The sequence below is a fragment of the Brevibacillus schisleri genome, from assembly GCF_055685845.1.
In genome coordinates this window covers 4,301,516-4,320,848 of the sequence record NZ_JBVNDM010000001.1, presented here as the reverse complement: position 1 = coordinate 4,320,848, position 19,333 = coordinate 4,301,516, and the positions used below count along the sequence as shown (strand labels likewise).

At 48.0% G+C, this 19,333-nt stretch carries 22 protein-coding genes; 15 read left to right on the top strand and 7 right to left on the bottom strand.

The features are described 5' to 3' along the window. Positions 1-87 precede the first annotated feature (87 nt). Together ACUUHJ_RS20370 and ACUUHJ_RS20365 are read left to right on the top strand one after the other, a co-directional pair. Entirely contained in the window at positions 88-1,251 is a 1,164-nt protein-coding gene (locus ACUUHJ_RS20370; protein WP_472299749.1) for an aminotransferase class I/II-fold pyridoxal phosphate-dependent enzyme, read from the top strand. Continuing rightward, positions 1,248-2,435, top strand: coding sequence for a trans-sulfuration enzyme family protein (locus tag ACUUHJ_RS20365; RefSeq protein ID WP_472299748.1), 1,188 nt, complete (start codon positions 1,248-1,250; stop codon positions 2,433-2,435). Before ACUUHJ_RS20370 ends, ACUUHJ_RS20365 begins: the two co-directional genes overlap by 4 nt. Before the next feature lie 23 nt (positions 2,436-2,458). Here the strand turns inward: ACUUHJ_RS20365 and ACUUHJ_RS20360 are convergent, their stop codons facing one another. Continuing rightward, complete coding sequence (locus tag ACUUHJ_RS20360) at positions 2,459-3,064, bottom strand: YhcN/YlaJ family sporulation lipoprotein (RefSeq protein ID WP_087348070.1); 606 nt, start codon at positions 3,062-3,064, stop codon at positions 2,459-2,461. Between the two features lie 202 nt (positions 3,065-3,266). Here ACUUHJ_RS20360 and ACUUHJ_RS20355 point away from each other — a divergent pair, with 202 nt between their 5' ends. Further along, the gene (locus ACUUHJ_RS20355; protein ID WP_016740695.1) at positions 3,267-4,601 is read left to right on the top strand and encodes a PhoH family protein; all 1,335 of its coding nucleotides are present in this window, start codon (positions 3,267-3,269) and stop codon (positions 4,599-4,601) included. A gap of 335 nt (positions 4,602-4,936) precedes the next feature. Here the strand turns inward: ACUUHJ_RS20355 and ACUUHJ_RS20350 are convergent, their stop codons facing one another. Next, entirely contained in the window at positions 4,937-5,413 is a 477-nt protein-coding gene (locus ACUUHJ_RS20350) for a DinB family protein (protein WP_289673660.1), read from the bottom strand. 139 nt (positions 5,414-5,552) lie between these two features. Here ACUUHJ_RS20350 and ACUUHJ_RS20345 point away from each other — a divergent pair, with 139 nt between their 5' ends. Continuing rightward, entirely contained in the window at positions 5,553-5,999 is a 447-nt protein-coding gene (locus ACUUHJ_RS20345) for a hypothetical protein (protein ID WP_015892130.1), read from the top strand. Between the two features lie 82 nt (positions 6,000-6,081). After that, positions 6,082-6,624: a hypothetical protein gene (locus ACUUHJ_RS20340; protein ID WP_472299747.1), complete on the top strand. Its 543-nt coding sequence runs from the start codon at positions 6,082-6,084 to the stop codon at positions 6,622-6,624. 49 nt (positions 6,625-6,673) lie between these two features. On the opposite strand, the gene ACUUHJ_RS20335 is transcribed toward ACUUHJ_RS20340, so the two are convergent. Next, positions 6,674-7,174: a hypothetical protein gene (locus ACUUHJ_RS20335; protein WP_289673658.1), complete on the bottom strand. Its 501-nt coding sequence runs from the start codon at positions 7,172-7,174 to the stop codon at positions 6,674-6,676. A gap of 66 nt (positions 7,175-7,240) precedes the next feature. Here ACUUHJ_RS20335 and ACUUHJ_RS20330 point away from each other — a divergent pair, with 66 nt between their 5' ends. After that, positions 7,241-7,885, top strand: coding sequence for an MBL fold metallo-hydrolase (locus ACUUHJ_RS20330; RefSeq protein ID WP_289673657.1), 645 nt, complete (start codon positions 7,241-7,243; stop codon positions 7,883-7,885). Positions 7,886-7,977: 92 nt separating this feature from the next. Then, positions 7,978-9,234, top strand: a complete 1,257-nt coding sequence (locus tag ACUUHJ_RS20325) for a CapA family protein (RefSeq protein ID WP_472299746.1) — start codon at positions 7,978-7,980, stop codon at positions 9,232-9,234. Between the two features lie 13 nt (positions 9,235-9,247). On the opposite strand, the gene ACUUHJ_RS20320 is transcribed toward ACUUHJ_RS20325, so the two are convergent. Next, the gene (locus ACUUHJ_RS20320; RefSeq protein WP_472299745.1) at positions 9,248-10,321 is read right to left on the bottom strand and encodes a hypothetical protein; all 1,074 of its coding nucleotides are present in this window, start codon (positions 10,319-10,321) and stop codon (positions 9,248-9,250) included. Between the two features lie 93 nt (positions 10,322-10,414). On the opposite strand from ACUUHJ_RS20320, the gene ACUUHJ_RS20315 reads away from it, so the two are divergent. Further along, entirely contained in the window at positions 10,415-11,512 is a 1,098-nt protein-coding gene (locus ACUUHJ_RS20315; RefSeq protein WP_289673654.1) for a class I SAM-dependent methyltransferase, read from the top strand. A 48-nt stretch (positions 11,513-11,560) separates the two neighbouring features. Here ACUUHJ_RS20315 and ACUUHJ_RS20310 read toward each other — a convergent pair whose 3' ends face one another. After that, positions 11,561-11,827 (bottom strand): DUF2626 domain-containing protein, encoded by a 267-nt coding sequence (locus tag ACUUHJ_RS20310; RefSeq protein WP_064200528.1) that lies wholly within the window; start codon positions 11,825-11,827, stop codon positions 11,561-11,563. A 137-nt stretch (positions 11,828-11,964) separates the two neighbouring features. Further along, a complete protein-coding gene (locus ACUUHJ_RS20305) occupies positions 11,965-12,663 on the bottom strand; it encodes a helix-turn-helix transcriptional regulator (protein ID WP_088908412.1) in 699 nt (232 codons plus the stop codon). A gap of 462 nt (positions 12,664-13,125) precedes the next feature. Between ACUUHJ_RS20305 and ACUUHJ_RS20300 the strand changes: the two genes are divergently transcribed. The 3 genes from ACUUHJ_RS20300 (at position 13,126) to ACUUHJ_RS20290 (ending at position 15,134) form a co-directional block, all read left to right on the top strand. Further along, the gene (locus ACUUHJ_RS20300) at positions 13,126-13,503 is read left to right on the top strand and encodes a Spx/MgsR family RNA polymerase-binding regulatory protein (protein ID WP_016740704.1); all 378 of its coding nucleotides are present in this window, start codon (positions 13,126-13,128) and stop codon (positions 13,501-13,503) included. Between the two features lie 87 nt (positions 13,504-13,590). After that, a complete protein-coding gene (locus tag ACUUHJ_RS20295; protein ID WP_289673653.1) occupies positions 13,591-14,358 on the top strand; it encodes an enoyl-CoA hydratase/isomerase family protein in 768 nt (255 codons plus the stop codon). A 134-nt stretch (positions 14,359-14,492) separates the two neighbouring features. Continuing rightward, positions 14,493-15,134, top strand: coding sequence for an RsfA family transcriptional regulator (locus ACUUHJ_RS20290; protein WP_173605296.1), 642 nt, complete (start codon positions 14,493-14,495; stop codon positions 15,132-15,134). A 72-nt stretch (positions 15,135-15,206) separates the two neighbouring features. Here the strand turns inward: ACUUHJ_RS20290 and ACUUHJ_RS20285 are convergent, their stop codons facing one another. Then, positions 15,207-15,674, bottom strand: coding sequence for an N-acetyltransferase (locus ACUUHJ_RS20285; RefSeq protein WP_472299744.1), 468 nt, complete (start codon positions 15,672-15,674; stop codon positions 15,207-15,209). A 276-nt stretch (positions 15,675-15,950) separates the two neighbouring features. Here ACUUHJ_RS20285 and ACUUHJ_RS20280 point away from each other — a divergent pair, with 276 nt between their 5' ends. The 4 genes from ACUUHJ_RS20280 to ACUUHJ_RS20265 are packed head-to-tail and all read left to right on the top strand — an operon-like array spanning position 15,951 to position 19,319. Further along, the gene (locus tag ACUUHJ_RS20280) at positions 15,951-17,306 is read left to right on the top strand and encodes an acetyl-CoA carboxylase biotin carboxylase subunit (protein WP_472299743.1); all 1,356 of its coding nucleotides are present in this window, start codon (positions 15,951-15,953) and stop codon (positions 17,304-17,306) included. 36 nt (positions 17,307-17,342) lie between these two features. Then, on the top strand, positions 17,343-17,555 hold the full coding sequence (locus tag ACUUHJ_RS20275) for a biotin/lipoyl-containing protein (protein ID WP_472299742.1): 213 nt from the start codon (positions 17,343-17,345) through the stop codon (positions 17,553-17,555). Between the two features lie 52 nt (positions 17,556-17,607). Further along, positions 17,608-18,507 (top strand): hydroxymethylglutaryl-CoA lyase, encoded by a 900-nt coding sequence (locus ACUUHJ_RS20270; RefSeq protein ID WP_472299741.1) that lies wholly within the window; start codon positions 17,608-17,610, stop codon positions 18,505-18,507. Positions 18,508-18,545: 38 nt separating this feature from the next. After that, entirely contained in the window at positions 18,546-19,319 is a 774-nt protein-coding gene (locus tag ACUUHJ_RS20265; RefSeq protein ID WP_472299740.1) for an enoyl-CoA hydratase-related protein, read from the top strand. Positions 19,320-19,333 lie beyond the last annotated feature (14 nt).

The following is a 19,333-nucleotide window of genomic DNA, read 5'->3' as shown; positions in this document are numbered from 1 at the left end:
CTTACGGTGACGTAAACAAAGCCTTCTTTCAGAGGAAAGAGGGCTTTTTTGATGCCCTCGTACACTATTGGAGGGAGAGAAACAGACATGAAATTGGAAACAAAGTTAATTCAGGCGGGAGTAGGCAGAGACGAAAAAACAGGGGCGGTGAGCTTTCCTGTTTACTATGCAACGGCTTATCGTCATCCTGCCTTGGGCCAGAGCACTGGCTATGACTATACGCGCACAGCTAATCCTACTCGCACCATTTTGGAGGAGACCATCGCTATAGCGGAATCAGGAGATGCAGGATTCGCCTGCGCCTCGGGAATGGCTGCTGTTCATACCGTCATGGGCTTGTTTTCCAAAGGAGATCATCTGATTGTTTCGCTCGATCTGTACGGGGGAACCTATCGATTGTTCGAGCAAGTGCTCTCTCGTTACGGTCTGACGTTTTCGTACGTGGATTTGCGTGACATTGGTGCACTGAAAAATGCGATTCGCCCAGACACAAAGGCTATTTTCGTCGAGACACCAACCAATCCGCTCATGCAGATTACCGATATTCGAGCAGTAGCACATTTGGCGAAGCAGCGCAGTCTTTTGACGATTGTAGACAACACATTCTTAACCCCGTATTGTCAACGCCCGCTAGAGCTTGGTGCAGATATCGTCTTACATAGTGCGACCAAGTATTTGGCAGGACATAACGATGTGTTGGCTGGACTCATCGTAACAAGAGGAGAAGAGTTGTCGGAAAAAATCCGGTTTTTGCACAATTCAATCGGTGCTGTACTCGGCCCGCAAGATTGCTGGCTTCTCATTCGCGGGATGAAAACATTGGCATTGCGGATGGAGCGCCATCAATCCAATGCCTTGATTGTAGCGGAAAAGCTGCGTAAGCATCCGGCAGTAGCGGAGGTATTTTATCCGGGTCTGTCCGAGCATCCGGGACATGAGATCCAGGTGAATCAAGCGACAGGGCATAGTGGGATGGTATCGTTCCGCGTACGCGATGTGGAGCAGGTGGGATTGTTCCTGCAAAATCTGCAAATCGTGTCCTTTGCCGAAAGCCTGGGTGGTGTCGAGTCATTGTGTACGTATCCGGCGACGCAGACTCATGCGGATATCCCGCAAGAAGTCAGAGACCATGTCGGTGTTTGTGATCGCTTGTTGCGGCTGTCGGTTGGCATCGAGCATCCAGATGATGTCGTAGCCGATTTGTTTCAGGCCTTGAATGCTAGTTTGGTCGTAGGGGGGAGTGTACGATGAATTTTGCCACCAAGCTCCTCCACGGTTCCACTTGCATTGACCCGTTCACAGGTGCGTCGTCGGTTCCGATTTATCAAGCTTCTACGTTTCATCAGGCTGATATCGATCAGCCATGTGCATTCGATTATGCCAGATCAGGCAATCCGACCAGGCAGGCTTTGGAAGAAGGCATTGCGACTCTGGAAGGAGGCGCACGCGGTTTCGCGTTCTCATCTGGCATGGCTGCCATTTCCAGCGTTTTCATGCTGTTTTCTGCCGGAGATCATATTGTAGTGGCGGAAGATGTATACGGTGGCACGTTTCGGTTTTTGACCAAGGTATTGTCGAGAATGGGCATCTCTGTAACGTTCGTGGATGCGACAGAGACAGAAGCCGTTCGTGCGGCCATTACACCGGCAACGAAAGGGGTTTACCTGGAGACCCCCTCCAATCCCACCTTAAAGGTGACAGATATTGCAGCGGTTTCTCGTATCGCGAAAGAGCACGGCCTGCTCGTCATCGTCGATAATACGTTCCTTACCCCGTATTACCAGCGACCATTGGAACTTGGCGCAGATGTGGTCATTCATAGTGCAACGAAGTTTATCGGAGGGCATAGCGACGTCGTGGCTGGTCTGGCCGTGACCAGGGAGGCTGCATTAGGGGAGCAGCTCTACTTTATCCAGAATGGTATGGGAGCGATTTTGGGTGTGCAGGACTGCTGGCTCGTGATGCGTGGGCTCAAAACATTGAAAGCCCGACTGGATGTGAGTACGAAGACAGCCGCGGACTTGGCTGAGTGGTTGTCTACGCATCCACAGGTAAGCCGAGTTTACTATACGGGACTGGCGGATCACCCCGGTCACCTGATTCAAACACAACAAGCGACTGGTCATGGGGCTGTTCTTTCCTTTGATGTAGGGAGCCGTGAGCGTGCAAAAGCGCTGTTTGATCACGTCAAATTGCCGATTGTGGCAGTCAGCCTCGGGGCAGTAGAAACGATTCTCTCGTATCCAGCTACGATGTCACACGCAGCGATGCCCGCTGAAGAAAGAGCTGCAAGGGGAATCACAGACGGTTTGATTAGATTGTCAGCTGGTTTAGAGGATTTCGATGACTTGGTGGCGGATTTGAAGCAAGCACTGGATCATTTGCCATCTGAAGCACCAGTCCATAAAGAAAAAGAGGTATTCTCCCGGGCTTAAATCCGGGGGATACCTCTTTTTCTTTATGGTGTTCCTGTACGATTTGCGTTGATTTTGTTTTGTCCTTGTGGCTCTTTGTGCATGCGTTTTTCTTTTACTTGGGAAGGGGTTTCTTCACGAGGCTGCACACTGCGTGGCAGTTGGGGGATGATCCGTCCTACCATATCCGCCAACTCTTCGGTAATTCCGGCAACAGGATGGCCACGGCGAATATCATCTCTCATTTCCCGTAACCGCTGGACGATGGCAGGGTCTGCAGTAACGACAGCATTCGCTCCTTGGGGGTCTTCTTTCAGAGCTTCCGCAACCGTATACTTAATGACGCCAACTTCTGGGCGATCCAGATTCGGATCCACAGTAATACCGACTACCGCATATTTGCCTAAGACCACAGCCGTAGCGCTGTGCACCCTTTTCACACGTGTTGCTAGTTGGGCGAGACGATCAGCGGTGGCTTGGGAAGATTGATTATAAGCAGGCTGAGGAGCTGTTTGCTGAACACGCTGAGTATGAGTGGCATGCTTCGGCTGTTGTGCAGCCTGATTCGTTGGGGTTTTATTGCCTGATGTACATGCTGTAAGCAACAAGCTAAAACCGAGACAGTAGATCATGATCCGTTTCACAGGCACTCTCCCTTTCCCAGTATTGCCTTCCTTCGTTAGGAGGGCAGGGTTACAAGTATTTTGTTCTGGGCTGTCCATTTTCATTCTGCCAATGGGTCGTCTATCTCTGTCTACCTGAACATAGACTGTAGTACATCACGTCGCCGCACTTGAGCATCCCTCCAAAAATTGCATAGGGTATATAAGAAGGGTAATAGGAGGCGAGATTTTGAAGAAAATCTACGTACTGGACACCAACGTACTCCTGCAAGATCCAAGGGCGATGTTTTCTTTCGCTGACAACGAAATCGTCATACCAGCTGTCGTATTGGAAGAAATCGATTCCAAAAAGCGGTACATGGATGAAATTGGCCGCAATGCTCGGTACGTATCTCGGCTCTTTGACAGCTTTCGTGAGCTGGGGCAATTACACACTGGCATTACCCTTGAAACAGGTGGATTGTTTCGAGTGGAACTGAATCATTCCTCTTTCCACCGCCTTCAAAAACAATTCACGGAAATGAGTAATGACAACCGGATTTTAGCGGTTGCACTAAACTTACAAGAGGAGGAGAACGGAAAACCACAGCCAAGACCAGTCATTCTGGTAAGTAAGGATGCGCTCATGAGAGTCAAGGCTGATGCATTGAATATTTCTGCAGAGGATTTTCTTTCGGATCGAGTTGTGGGGGAGTTCTCCAGTATTTACCCGGGGTATCAGAAGATGATGGTAGCGTCCGATATCATCAAGACTTACTATGCGACAAAAAAGCTGCAGCTGGCCTCCTGTTTTCCGCGCTATCGCTTTTACCCTCATCAATTTTTAGTGCTGAAGGACGAATGCAACCCATCCATTTCAGCGATTGGAAAGGTCGACCCAGACGGAAAAATGTTAGAAATGCTTGTATCAGATGATGATCCGATTTGGGGCATCCGAGCCCGTAACGTGCAGCAACGGATGGCAACCGAATTGCTGCTACGAGATGATATTCCTTTAGTAACCATGACCGGTAAGGCCGGTACAGGAAAAACCTTGCTGGCATTAGCAGCGGGCCTGCTGCAAATCGAAGACCAGCAAAAATACAAAAAACTGTTAGTGGCAAGACCTATCGTTCCACTTGGAAAAGACATCGGTTATTTGCCCGGCGAAAAAGAAGAAAAGCTTCGACCGTGGATGCAACCGATTTATGATAATTTGGAATATTTATTTAACACGAAACGCCCAGGTGATCTGGATAAAATTTTGGCAGGTATGGGGAGTTTGCAGGTGGAAGCTTTGACGTATATTCGGGGGCGCTCCATCCCTGAACAATTTATTATCATTGATGAAGCGCAGAATTTGACAAAGCATGAAGTGAAGACGATCCTGACGAGGGTGGGGGACGGCTCGAAAATTGTGCTAATGGGTGATCCTGAGCAGATCGATCATCCGTATCTCGATGAGAGCAATAACGGTTTAACCTACGTGGTAGAGGTATTTAAAGATCAAAAGCTGGCTGGACATATCCAGTTGGAAAAAGGCGAACGGAGTGTGCTTGCACAGCTGGCCGCAGATTTGTTGTAAAGAGGATGTATGAAAAATCACGAGGAGGTCATACTAAATTTGTCGAGCCCGATGATTCATGTGAGTAAACGGCGAAATGCCTTGCAGGAGGCGAAGATCCGTGGATAATCATGATCAAGCAATCGACGAAAGTCGTATGGAAATACACCGATTCCTTTAGCTACTTTTCTCTACGATGGAGGTTGAAGAGCCAAAGAGAATAACCGGTAGAACCCCATAAGCAATTCGGGCTCGACAAGGACCGCTCCTCAATGGAGCGGTTTTCATTTTTTTGAGGATTTGGCAGGCAAAAAGAAAAACGCGGATAAAATCCCCGCGTTTTTGTCTGATTTCCCTTATTTAGCAGCTGCGATCGCTTTTCGCAATGACGAAATACATCCGATGTGCATTCCTTCATGGAAAAGAGTGAAGACCATCATTTCCCCATAAGTATGCATCGTGCCTTTGTCTCCTAGTTCAAACGGCTTTGGCAATGGATCATTCAAGCGGGAATGCAATTCTTCTTTGATACGTACATGTTGTTCCTTTAGCTCGGCAGCCAAGGCTTCAAGGGAAGGACCTTCTTTTTGCCAATCAGCAGGTTTGGTTCCTGGAGCGAACATGGCAGCGTAATGCGGAGGACATTTCATTCCTTCTGGTCCGAAGAGCAAGAAATCTTGTGTCAGAAGAATATGACCAATATTCCAGCGAATGTTGTTTTTAAAGCCAAGTGGAACCACATCTGCTTCTTCCTCGGTTATTTCCGTCAATCTCGCCAAAAACATTCCGCGAATCAAGTCGAACTGATTCCATACAAATGAAAAGTCCTGCATTGCAATCCCTGCCCTTCCTTATATTTACATGCACTTCACATCTTACCGCATAAACAACAAAGGGGAAATATACAAACTGCAAAAAAATTTGCAAGTTGTCCCTCCAATCCCATACATATGTAAAAAGGAGGGAAGCATGATGGTTACGTTGGATTCATCGATTTCTTTCTTGATTTATATAACAGCGGTGTCCAGCGCGGCAGCAGGGGTTACAGAAGCTTTTAAATCAGTCATTCCCTTTTTGGCGACAGATTATGAGGCGAAAGAAAATTGCTGGGAGGATCAGTATCACGCCGCTCGATTGATGCACTACAAGCGATTTTTCAATTTGGTCATTTCCGTATTGGCTGCTGGTGTCATTTTTGGCATGCTAGGTCTGGACCCAGCCCTTATTTTAACGGGGGCGGAATCCGCATATGTAAAAAATTCGTGGCAGTTAGGAACATGGATGTGGGGGATTGTTGCGGTGTTTGGCTCGCCTTTTTTTGCATCACTCCTCAAAATACTAGAGAGCTTCAAACAATCGGTAGACAACAATCTGCCTCCGAATCGACCGCGCCGTAAAGTCAGCGGAACACGAGAATAAGCTCGTCTCTCCCTAGTTGCCCGATGCTTGCTGGATACGCTAAGATAACCAAAAGAGCGGTAGCAAAGGTGGGCACAGAAGGATGATAGGGAAATGCTTGCGAATGGCTGTGATTTGGGTGTTGACAGTAGTAGTCTTGGTGGCATGTTCGGCCCAGTCGGAACCAACTGCTACATTTGACCCCGAAAATCAAAAGGAATACGGAGTAAACGGCATTTATCTCGGGCAGAACGTTAAAGAAGCAATGGATATTTTGAAGCCGACAAAAGCTGATTTTATGGATATGGTGACAAGGCAAAGCTACACAGTAGAGCAGATGGCGCAGGGTGCGGGAGATGCTGTGATGGGGATGCTGCTGGTTGATCAGACCCAGATGATGATCAAAGTTCATAAAGGTGAATTGACATCGATTATGCTGGGAGGAGTTCCCCGTGAGGACGCGCAAAAATTCAAAACATATCGAGGACTCGCTATGTTTGACAGTGCTCGGCAGCTAGAGAAGCTGTACGGCAAAGGAAAAGGCGAGCAAGAAGTGGTTTACGAAGGCAGCAAATACACCGCCAATTTTGGTCTTGTGAATAATCAAGTGGCGTGGTTCCGGTTTGATCGTAAATCGTCGCAATAAGGAAAAGGGAGTTCGCGTAACAGGCGCTCCCTTTTTTACATGGAAAGATTTATGTAGTCGGATGGAGCCAAACGAGCTTCACTTGATAAGCCTTCGCGATTCCCTCTGCAAGTGGAATCAAGTTTTGATCGATCAGGTAGGCTTCGGGTTGGTCTGTATTTTCGGGTATCACCCCTAAAACATGCTCGCGGAGTTGTTCTATGGCAGCCCACTGATCTTCTGATTGGGATGGACCGGCCGGCGTTACGATGGCCACTTGATCTGCATATACATACAAATGTTCATTTTGGGAGACAAAACCGATATCATCGAGTGGCTCGATTGTGGTTGCTGACGGCAGCAGCAATAGAGAAAAGGTATCGCCTAACATGTTGGACTTCTCCAAAATGGTTTCCAGCTTCTCCTGTTCGGCTTGATTCTCGACAATAAAAAGCAGTTTGTCCCGATCAAAGACATTGACATGATCTCCGATTTTATGTATGACTTGAGCATAGAAGCCAGGGAGCTTCCCAGCTGGTACATTTAGTTCAATTCCGTACATATGGCGCATGTCATACCCCCATGTTTGCAAATGTGTTTTTTCTATCGTATCAAAAAATCAAGGAGGTTTCCTGCGATGAATCAAAATCTTGCCATTGAATCCTATGCGTTGGGAGCATTTCAAACGAATGCGTATGTGGTGACAAACACCGCTACCAACCAAACCATTGTGATTGACCCGGGCATGGAGCCAGATCCGTTGCTCCGCGCCCTCGCCAATAAAAACGTCGTCGCCGTTCTTTTGACGCATGCCCACTTGGATCATATTGGTGGACTCAACCAAGTAAGAGAATTAACAAAAGCACCCGTTTACATTCATCCTCTGGAGCAGGAATGGCTCACAAACCCTGATCTCAACGGATCCCGACGCTGGAATCTGCCGGAACTCATCATATGTGAGCGGGCCGAGCACGAGCTGGAGGATGGTCAGACTCTGGAACTGGCAGGTTTTCATATTCAGGTGCTGCATACGCCAGGTCATTCACCAGGCAGTTGTTCATTCGTAATTGGCCAACACTGCTTCGGTGGGGACGTTCTGTTTAACCAGAGCATCGGGCGTACAGATCTCTTCGGAGGAGATTTTGAGACACTGATGATCAGCATCCAGGACAAACTGTTTGAGCTCGATGATGAAACGATTGTTTATCCAGGACATGGACCGAAGACGACAATCGACTACGAGAAAACGTACAATCCGTTTGTTACAGGCATGCTTCGTTAGTCATTTCATCATTCTTTATAAGTCTGGGAGAGGATTTTGTCAGGTGGTGGAGAAAAGGAAGGGGTCACCATTTACCAAAGGAGCTATTCATTATGAAGCGAACATGGAAATGGGCACTCCTTCTCGTTATCGCCTGCACGAGTCTGGTTGGGTGTGCGGCACCCGTCGCCCAAGCAGATAAGACGAGTCAAGCTCCCAACGTGAAAGTGCCTGATCCCGAAACACCACCGCAGACAGCACCCAATCAACAGGAGACACAACCTCCGACTTTGCCATCAAGATTTCCGGAACAGCGTATCTCCCTTCTCGCTGTTGGGGATATCATGATGCATCAGGAACAGTTGGATGCCGTCTGGGACCCAGCGACGAAAAGCTATGATTTTAAACGTTTCTTCCCGAATGTTATCCCGATGTTCCGAGAGGCAGACTGGGTCATCGGCAATCTTGAGACAACGATGAGCGGCAGCGAGGCCAAATACTCAGGCTATCCGATGTTTAATTCTCCTGAGTCGCTTGCACATACGTTGAAGGAAATTGGGTTTACTGCGGTAACGACAGCGAATAACCATTCGATGGACCGCAAAGAACGAGGGGTTCTGCAAACCATCAAATATCTCGATGAAGCCGGTCTGCCGCACACGGGAACGTTTGCAAATCCCGAGGATCGAGATGAGCCCTTGCTTTTGGCCAAGGACGGATTCACACTAGCCTTGCTATCGTATACGTACGGTACAAATGGAATCGCGATTCCAGAGGGCAAGCCGTATCTGATCAATCTGATTTCGCCTGAGCTGATGAAGAAAGACATCGCACGGGCAAGAGAAAAAGGAGCCGATCTGGTTGCAGTGGCGCTTCATTTCGGAAATGAGTATCAACGGATGCCCAGTCCTGAACAAATCAAGACTGCCGAGCAAGCTCTGACATTTGGAGCGGATATCATACTGGGCGCGCATCCACATGTGGTCCAACCTTACGAATGGAAGACGGTTACCCTTGAAGATGGACGTCAACACAAAGGGCTAATCACCTATTCTTTAGGCAATTTCATCTCCGCGCAGCGATGGGACTACAAGGATGTTGGCGCAATCCTGAAGCTTGTGCTGTACAAGAATGAGTCAGGAGAGGCTAGCATCGAAAGTGTTGAAATGATTCCGACCTACGTTCATTTTTATCGGAAAAATAATAAGCGCAACTATGTCATTTACCCAGTGTCAGAAACATTGGAGAAGCTAAAGCAAGGGCAAAAATACCCGACGCTGACGAAAGAAGCGATCCAGTACATGACAAAATTGCAGCAGGAAATGCCGGCTCATATCAATAAGGTTGTCTCCCAGAAAAAAGCCAGCTAACGAATAGCTGGCTTTACTTCTTTCCGAATCCAAATGGAAGATTAAATTGTAGCTGGAGCTTTAATTCTTCGTCCATCAGTGTGATGCCCTGCACTTGGATATTGGGGGAGATCAGCTCCGGATAAAATCCGAGATCGTACGCTTTCTCCATTTCTTCCACGGTTGAAGGAGGCAAGGCAAAGCCGTCAAAGTACAGCTCGGTAATGTGGAATTTGAGATGGGTGGGAGAGACGAGCTCATAGTTACCAACGAGCTTGAGCTCCATCTGATCATACGTGCCTTCCACGGTCAGCTTGTTATCCTCAAAGGAGAAATGGGATTGTTTAAACAAGGCGTCTTTTTCTATCAAAAAATTGTTGAAGTCAGTCTGGTTGATGGTTAGCGTATGCTTGAGGAGACCTTCCGACGAAATTCGATCCGGCGTCGCCAACTCGGGAACTTGAACCATGACCTGCGCGAGCATTCCGAAGAAGGTCTGGAAGGCGGGCAAACCACGTTTTTCCCAGTCTAAAATCAAGTGATTCATCATGGATTCCACAACTGTCGGGTCATCCAGTTTTTGTACATTCTTTTCTTTTTCAGCGGCAACAGCGAGCATCTCTGACAATTGAAGCTCGTATTTTTTTCGCAGTGCTTGAAGTTGTTCCAAACGATTCTTTTTGTCGGTTTGCATCGCAATGAGCTTCGTGCGCTCAGTATGATAGGACTCTAGTCGAGACATGTCACGCTCGTACAAGATCTCGTAGAAATCGTACATCAATAAGAACTGATTGAAATTTTCCGCATTTAATAGTAACGTCAGAAGATTAGTACGCTCGCCCATGTAATAGGCCCGTGCTACTTCACCGGCACGACGTTGTGTCGCTTCCATCACCAGCTTTTGCCGTTGCAAGTCGAGATCCATTTGAGCGATTTCCCCGTATGTCCGCGTCTCTTCTTCCTTAAGTAAGGTGAGGGTTCGCTCCAGCTCTTTTTGTGTAAAATGCTGCTGCAGGATGAGCTGTTCCAAAGGGGTAGCGGGCTCTTCCTGGGCGAATACCGTCAGTGGACATACAAGCAGGAATAAGACGAGTAGAATTTTGCGCATGATTTCACCTTTTGCTTCTGCCTTTCCATATTGTATGCTTCTTTTCGTATTATAGCCTTATCTAGTTGAATTTGGATAGCAGGAGAAGAGCTGATGACAATGATCGAACTGATTCGCGAGGAAATAGAAAGCCAACCAGGGAAAGCCATTACATTCGCGCGCTTTATGGAGTTGGCCCTCTACCATGACACGCATGGATATTATATGGTCGAGCAACCGAAAGTAGGAAAAGCGGGAGATTTTTATACGAGTGCATCGGTGCATCCTGTCTTTGCGGAAACAATCGCAGATGCTGTCTTGGCATTATGGGAGGAGGCGGATATCACTTCGCCTGTTCTCGTGGAGATTGGTGGTGGAACCGGGGCTGTCTGCCGCCACATGCTGGAGCGCATCCGTGCGTGCAAGCCAGAGCTATACAAAGAATTGACGGTCATTTTGATAGAGGCGAGTCCGTATCACCGGAAAATGCAGCAGGAGGCACTTCAGTGGCACGAGGGTCCGAAGCGTTGGTATTCTTCCGTGAATGAAGCTGCCAAACAAGAAAAAATAGAAGGGGTTATTTTCTCAAATGAATGGCTGGACGCATTTCCAGTACATATTGTGGAAAAAACCAAATCCGGTTGGCAGGAAGTGTGGGTGCGTGTTGGCGAGGACGGGTTGGAAGAGTGTCTGGGGGAGATGACACCAGCGCTAGGAGAATATTTGCGTGGGCTGAACTTGAAGCTGCCAATCGGTATGCGGATCGAGATAAATTTGGCGATGGAGCAAGCCGCACAACATGTTTCCTGCCTATTGAAAAAAGGATTCGTCATCACGATTGATTACGGTGACCTGCAAGAGGAGCTCTACCATCCCAGTCGAAAAAACGGAACACTGATGTGCTATCATCGCCATCAGGCTCATACGAATCCGTATCTCAACATAGGTGAACAAGACTTGACGACACATGTGAATTTTTCTGCGTGGAAAGAGTATGGAGAAAAGGCTGGTTTACGGGAAATAGACTATATGAGGCAGGATCGGTTTTTAATGCGGAATGGCTTACTTCATAAAGCAGTCGCGCATATGGATAGAGACCCTTTCACGAGCGTTGCGATGAAACGGAATCGGGCTATTCAGCAGTTGATCGATCCTGCTGGCTTGGGTGGGCGCTTTTGGGTCATGGTCCAAGGAAAAGGCATCCGGGAGTAAAAGAAGAAGTGAACACAAAAAAAGATGCTCATGGCGAGCATCTTTTTTTTACATAATCAATTGTAGAAAAGCGTGTTCTTGTGGGCCAACAGGCATTACGAAGAACGTGTAATACGTGAATCCAACAAAAGACAGGAACATGAAGCCGAAGAAAATGTTTAAGTATACTCGTTCAGTCAGGTTCATGTAGCTCAACGCTACGAAGAAAGCAGTCAAACTGAAGAAGATGAGCGCCATCGGGTACAATTCTCCCCAAAACGCCATCAACGCGATCACAATGGTCCAGAAACCAAGAACGCGATACATACGATCCATTTTTGTCCCCCCTTTTTGCCTCCAACGGTAAGATTTACAAGATTCCTCCCCCATTATATAGGACAGGTGAACACGTGTAAACGATAAAGGTATGACGGATTATTGTCACCCGAGAAGGAGAGACTGGACTTGCGGTGCTAATACTGAATCACCGTATAGTTGCAAGATTGGCAACCACGAATTTTGGAATCATCCTCACGTAATTCAATGTTCCCCAAGTACGTTTCGAATATTCCCATCAAGAGAGCGTTGTGCATCTGGCATACGGCATTCGGGTATTTTTTTGCGCTGTCAGAGAAGGTGCAATTATTCACGCGAAAACGCAGCTTTCCTTCAGCCATTGCTTCGATGTCTGGTTTCAATCCCTGAGCCACGACAATCCGATGGACCAGGTCCAATTTTTCTTCCATAGAGGCTGTTTCTAAATTGATTCCGCTTTGGACAACCGCCCGTTTTGCCATCTCTGTTCCAATGCGATGTCCCATTTTAATGAGAGCGGCTTCGCCAGCTTCGCCGAGCGATAGCAGGCTTTCAATCGCGATATCGGCCAACAGCTGATAGTCACGAGGTGGGAATTGCAGACTCACAACCTGTTCAGATAGTGAGTACAACCGACTGGGACGTCCTCCCTTACCGCTTTTGTCTGTAACAGCAGTGAGTAAATTCACGTCCTCTAACTTCGTCAAGTGCAAGCGTGCCACATTTGGGTGGATAGAGAAGTGATCAGCTATATCCTGAACCGTAATGGGATCTTTACTGTAGGCGACAAATTGGTAAATGGAAAAACGGGTGGGGTCAGCTAAAGCACTGGTTAACTTTTGCGCATCGTGGTCCATGCCGATACCCCTTTCTCAAAACAATCTTCATAAGATCAAATTCAAAAAGTCGTCTTTTCAGCACCGAGAAAGTGGTGAGAACCTGAAAAAGGAGGAGCGGAGTGTAGGGGACCTACATGAGCACCGGACTTTGAAGGTGAACGCCTCTTTCGATGTTGCCCAAGCTTTCAGGGCTCCTTCGTGATCAAAAGACGACTTTTTGAAGATCTTCATAAGTGTATCCCATTTTGTGTTACTTGTTAAGGTAGCAGTGTGCTACAACAGCATATCACACGAATTTTCATCTAGTTTTTAAATTAACTACTATTGACATAGTGTTAATGAAGCAGTAAAATCCAAAGTAAGGAAGGAAAATTTATCGACTAACCTTTCGTAAGAGATCGAACGAAACATCAAGAACTGCAAATCGCAAGACTTTTATAGATGAAATCATTCGTGATAGTTGAGATGGAGGGGTAACCAATGGCCGTTGCTGAACGTACACAAACACAAAAATTAACGTTTTTTACTTATCCGAGCTGCACATCCTGTCGCAAAGCGAAGGCATGGCTGGCAGAAAACGGAGTGAACTATGAAGAGCGTCACTTGTTCAAAAATCCACCGACAGCAGAAGAACTGCTGGATATTATTAAAATGACTTCAAATGGCCTGGATGAAATCTTGTCGACGAGAAGTCAGCGTTTTAAAAACTTGGATGTCGATATTAATGATATGTCGGTGAAGGAACTGCTCGAAATGCTTAGCGAAGAGCCTCAGCTTTTGAAGCGTCCGATCCTGACTGACGGTGAAAACCTGATCGTCGGATTCAATTCTTCCGCCATGAAAAATCTGTTGTCCTAATGAAGAGGGGGTAAAGGCCTCCTCTTTTTTGTTTGTCCATTGAAAGGTAAAATAAAGCCACTAGCTGATAAAAAGGTGGGAGTTCATATGGAGACCTTGCTTTTGCAAAAACAGGATGGTATTGCCACAATCACATTAAATCGGCCGCATGTACATAATGCCATCAGCGTGGAGCTGGTTGACGAGCTGCATCAGGTTCTGCAAGACTGCCAAGCCGATCCTCGAGTGAAGGTTCTAATTTTGACGGGGACGGGTAGAAGCTTTGTTTCCGGAGGCGATTTGAATCAGTTTATTGCAGTGCGCGGCTTTGAACAGGCGCATCCTTTGCTCAGCAAAGTGACGGGGCTTTTGTCGACCATTGACCAGTATTCCAAACCGGTGATAGCCATGATAAACGGTGCCGCGGTCGGAGGCGGCTGTGAGTTTGCGGGCGCGTGTCATTTTCGTTTTGCCAGTGACCGGGCGACCTTCGGGTTTGTACAAATCAGCATGCATATTACGACAGGCTGGGGTGGAGGAAGTCGGCTATTGGACTTGCTGCCAGAATCAAAAGCACTCGCTCTCCTGCTGACTGGAGACAGATTACGGGCAGAGGAAGCCAAGTCCTATGGTTTTGTTGACGCGGTATATACAGAAGAGAAGCTGCATGAGGAAGTATATCGTTTCGCTCGAAAAATCGCTGCCCAGCCGCTTACTGGCATTGAGGCGTACATGCAGATCCTGAAGTGGAAGCGTATGGGTCTTCCGCAAGAAGAACGAATCCGGCGCGAAGTGAGTCAATGTGCGCATCTATGGGGGAGCCCCGAACACGTCGCCGTAGTGGAAAGCTTCCTGACAAAGCGCCCAACATCTTGATCGATGTAGTCCTTTTCGTTTAAACATTTATTTGCTTGGACATACTTTTTCTAGTAGAAAGCGATTCTACAAGAGTAGGGAAAAGCATAGGATGAATTACATCATCCTTTTTAAAGGTAACGGGAGGGACTCATATGGTAGCTTCCAGACAAGACGCATGGACCGAAGATGACGATCTAGTGTTGGCGGAAGTCACCTTGCGCCACATACGCGAAGGCGGCACACAGCTTGCTGCATTTGAAGAAGTGGGTCAAAGGTTGGGAAGGACAGCAGCTGCGTGCGGCTTCCGCTGGAACAGTTGCGTGCGCAAACGGTACGATGCGGCCATTTCGATTGCGAAAAGCCAAAGGCAACAGTTGAAAAAGCTCGGGAGGATTCAAGCACCACCCCCTGTGGTGGCTGAGGTCGAAGTCGTCACGTTGCATACAAAACGTGCGGAGACACCAGTAGCAGAGGTGCAAATGTACACCGATGTAGAGGAGCAGCAGATTGAAGCAGTCATTCGCATGCTCGTCAATCAAAAAGAATTGACTCGTCGCATGCGACAATTGGAACAAGAGTTGGAAGGAAAAGAGTTGGAGTTAAAAGAATTGAAAGAAGCCCACGAACGCGCTAGAAAAGAGCTGGATCAGGTTCAGGGTGTCAATGATGACTACCGTGCGCTGGTACAGATCATGGAACGTGCACGTAAGCTTGCTTTTTTACAAGAAGAGGATTCCAACAAAGCGATCTTCAAAATGGATGAAAACGGAAATTTAGAGCGCGTGGAAAAATAAGCGCAAGGCATGAAAAAAGAAGCGGTGTTGATCCGCTTCTTTTTGTTTACGCATTCATTGATAAAGAGGGAGCTAGTCTTGCAGCTCTACGCTCTCTGGCAACCATACGTACGGGTTTTCGCCACGGTCACGCATGAGGTTGTACTTCACAGGTGTGAAGTACATTTTCAACCAAAAATCGTCTGCACGACAGCGGGAGTTGGTTTTAATAGGCGCTCCAAAGCTCTTCGCGTGGTTAACCAAAGCAGTTCCGTAATCTTTGGAGCGGTAATCAGGCAGGACCTCGAGCTTCCACAGCTCGTAATAGTCTTGCGCAGGTTGGAAGTAACGGTCGTATTTCCCGTCAATTTTGTAGAGGCTCATACGTGCTACCAGAAGATCGTTGTCATAAATACCGTAAAATGGAGATTCCGAATCGTTTTCCACGATGTTCGCCTCCAGGTCTTCCTTCATAGAAAGCTCCTCCAGGCCAAATTCGCGAAACTTCTGGAATTCCTCCAGTGTCTTATAGTTGATTTGCAAACGTCTTACTTCAAACATGGTTAGCCACTCCTCTCACAGCTCTTTGCCTTGGCCACCTTTTGGCCCCGCCCCTTTATTATACACGATGATTGGCTTTTCCGAAGTGTTTTTCTTTTTTTATTGGAGGGATTGGCAGGAAATGATTTCGCTATCTTGGAAAAATTTAAAATTTCATCCTAGAACTATGATCGTTCTCGTGGCAAAATAGAAAGTAGCATCACATGATACAAACCAGGCAAACAATTTGGAAGCGCTTACGGTTGTGGTCGGTTTGTCAAAGAGGGGAGCGTTGCCATGAATAAGGTATTAATCGCAAACCGTGGTGAGATTGCCAGACGAATTATCCGTACATGCAAGGCAAGAGGAGTGGCTACGGTTGCTGTCTATTCGGATGCAGACAAGGATCTGCCGTTTGTACGTGAAGCAGATGAGTCCGTCCATATTGGTCCACCGCCCGTTCCACACAGTTACCTGAACGTAGAGGCCATTCTTGCAGCAGCGAAAAGCACCGGTGCCGATGCTATTCATCCAGGCTACGGTCTTTTGTCAGAAAACGAAGCTTTTGCCCGCCGCGTTCTGGAGGCAGGTCTCCTATTCATTGGGCCTACCCCCGAGGTTATCGGTCAAATGGGTGACAAGTTGACTGCCCGACGTATGATGGAGGCTGCGGGAGTACCAGTCGTTCCAGGGTGCGAACAGGCTATCGATTCTCCAGATGAAGCAGCTGTCATCGCGGTTTCCATCGGATATCCCGTGATGCTCAAGGCCAGTGCTGGCGGCGGAGGAATCGGGATGCACATTTGTCGAGACGAGGCAGAGCTACGTCAAGCGTACCAATCGGCGAAAGGTCGTGCAAAAGCGTATTTCGGAAACGATGCGATGTACATGGAGAAATACGTAGAGCGCCCGCACCACATCGAAGTGCAGGTCGTCGCCGATCAGCATGGAAACGTCATCCACTTATTAGAACGGGAATGCTCCATACAGCGCAGACATCAAAAGGTGCTCGAGGAAAGCCCTTCGCCCTTTTTGAACACAGCAACGCGAGAGCTTCTGTGCGATGCAGCGGTTACAGCAGCGAAAGCAGTGGGCTACTCGGGTGTAGGAACAGTCGAATTTATCGTAGATGAGCAGAAAAACTTATACTTCTTGGAAATGAATACACGCTTACAAGTGGAGCATCCCGTGACGGAAGAAATGACGGGCATTGACCTCGTGTCGCTCCAACTGGACATTGCTGATGGTCACCCGTTGTCGATCAAGCAAGAGGACGTCAAGGCTCTGCGTCACGCGATTGAGCTGCGTGTCTATGCGGAAGACCCTGTCACCTTCCTGCCCTCACCAGGGACAATTACGTTGTACCAGCCACCAGCATTTGAGGATGTACGAATTGATGATGGGGTAGAGACAGGTACACAGGTGACTCCTTTTTACGACCCGATGATTGCAAAGGTTATTGTATCTGGGGTGACAAGAGAAGAGGCTGTGAAACAAGCGCAGAAGGCTATGGATCATTTTCTGATTACTGGCATTAAAACGAACATTCCGTTTTTGCAAGAGGTATTACAGGACGAACAATTCCGAGCAGGTAACTATACGACATGGTTCGTTACTGAGCGTGGAGCCGCGTCAAGCTCGGAAAAACGTTAAGCTAACAAAAATGATATGTAAGGGAGAGAACCATCTATGAAACAAGTAGCAGCCAATATGGCAGGAACCGTTATTAACGTCCTGGTGCAGCCAGGTGACGAGATCAATGAAGGACAAGACGTTCTTGTACTGGAATCGATGAAAATGGAAGTTCCTGTACAGGCTCAAGCCTCAGGCAAGGTTGTGGAAGTAAAAGCGAATATTGGCGATTTTGTCAACGATGGCGATATCATCGTCGTTTTGAAATAAGATTAGAATGCTTCTAAACTGAGCGACCGCTAGGCGAGGGGGGTGACATGTTGTGCGTGTACAAATCGTGGAGGTCGGTCCTCGTGATGGGCTGCAAAACGAGAGCGCAATCGTTCCGGCAGCAGCAAAAATCACGCTGATTCAAAAGCTAATGGCAGCAGGCTTGAAGCGGATAGAAGCAAGTTCGTTTGTAAATCCGAAATGGATACCGCAATTAGCGGATGCTGACGAGGTCTTGCAGGGAATCAATCGCTGCCAAGGGGTAACGCTTAGTGCATTGGTTCCTAATATTCGCGGTCTGGAGCGGGCCCGCCAAAGCGGACTGACAGAGATTGCCCTGTTCATGTCTGCCTCTGAAACGCATAATCAAAAAAATATCAATAAACCGATAGCAGACACGTATCCGATCCTGCGGGAGGTTGCCCAGGAAGCGCTGGCTCTCGGGATGAAAGTTCGCGGATATATCTCAACAGTATTTGGTTGTCCGTACGAGGGAAACGTTCCGCTAGACAATAGCCGCAGGGTGACAGAGGCTCTTTTGGAAATGGGAGTGTACGAGATTTCTCTCGGGGATACCATCGGGGTTGCAACACCGAAGCAGGTTCATGAGGTTTTTGGAGAACTTGTGAAAGATGTTACGAACGAGCGCTTAGCCGCCCATTTCCATGATACGAGAGGAACGGGATTGGCGAACGTAGCAGCAGCGCTAGAGGAAGGAATCCGCATCTTTGACAGCTCAATCGGTGGCCTCGGCGGATGCCCGTATGCGCCAGGAGCAGCCGGCAACATTTCGACTGAAGATTTGGTCTACATGTTGCATGGAATGGACTATGAAACGGGCGTCGATCTCGAGAAGCTGATTGAGGCTGGTGCGTATATTGGGCAGCAGTTGGGCAAAGAGCTCCCCTCAAAAGTGCTGCGGGCATCTCTCGCAAGCAAACCAGCTGGATGATCTGTATTTTTCACACATTCGCAAAGAGGGGATAAAAGATGACGGTTTCCCTGCAAAGAGAGGGCGCGATCGGCGTACTAACGCTGCAACGGCCAGAAGTTTTTAACTGCCTCAATCTTGAAACACTTGTGACTCTGCGCGGCTTGATCAGTGAAATCAGCCATGATCGTGACATCCGGACAGTCATTGTGACAGGTGCTGGTGACAAGGCATTTTGCTCCGGTGCGGATTTGAGAGAGCGGCGCTCCATGTCACCACAGCAGGTCGATGTCTATATCCAAACGATTCGAGATACGTTCACAGAGCTGGAAAAGCTACCGAAACCAGTCATCGCGGCGATTAACGGGCTGGCGCTGGGAGGAGGTACAGAATTGGCGCTGGCGTGCGATCTGCGAATCGTGAGTGAACAGGCTCAGATGGGATTAACGGAGACCTCGCTCGGGATCATCCCGGGTGCTGGCGGAACACAACGTTTACCTCGGCTAGTTGGAAAAGGCGTCGCCAAGGAACTGATTTTTACGGCGCGGCGTGTATTTCCAGAGGAGGCACTGTCCATCGGGTTAGTCAATCGGATTGTTCCCGCTGATCAACTCATGGCGACAGCCATTTCTTTGGCCGAGCAAATTTCAGTGAATGCTCCACTTGCCCTAGCCCAAGCCAAGTTTGCCATCGATTGTGGAGGAGAGGTTGAGCTAGCAAGCGGACTTCAGATTGAAAGCAACGCGTACAAGCTGCTCGTCCCAACGAAAGACCGCCTAGAAGGACTAGCAGCTTTTCAAGAAAAACGACAACCGATATACCGCGGAGAGTGACGAGGGGGATTACG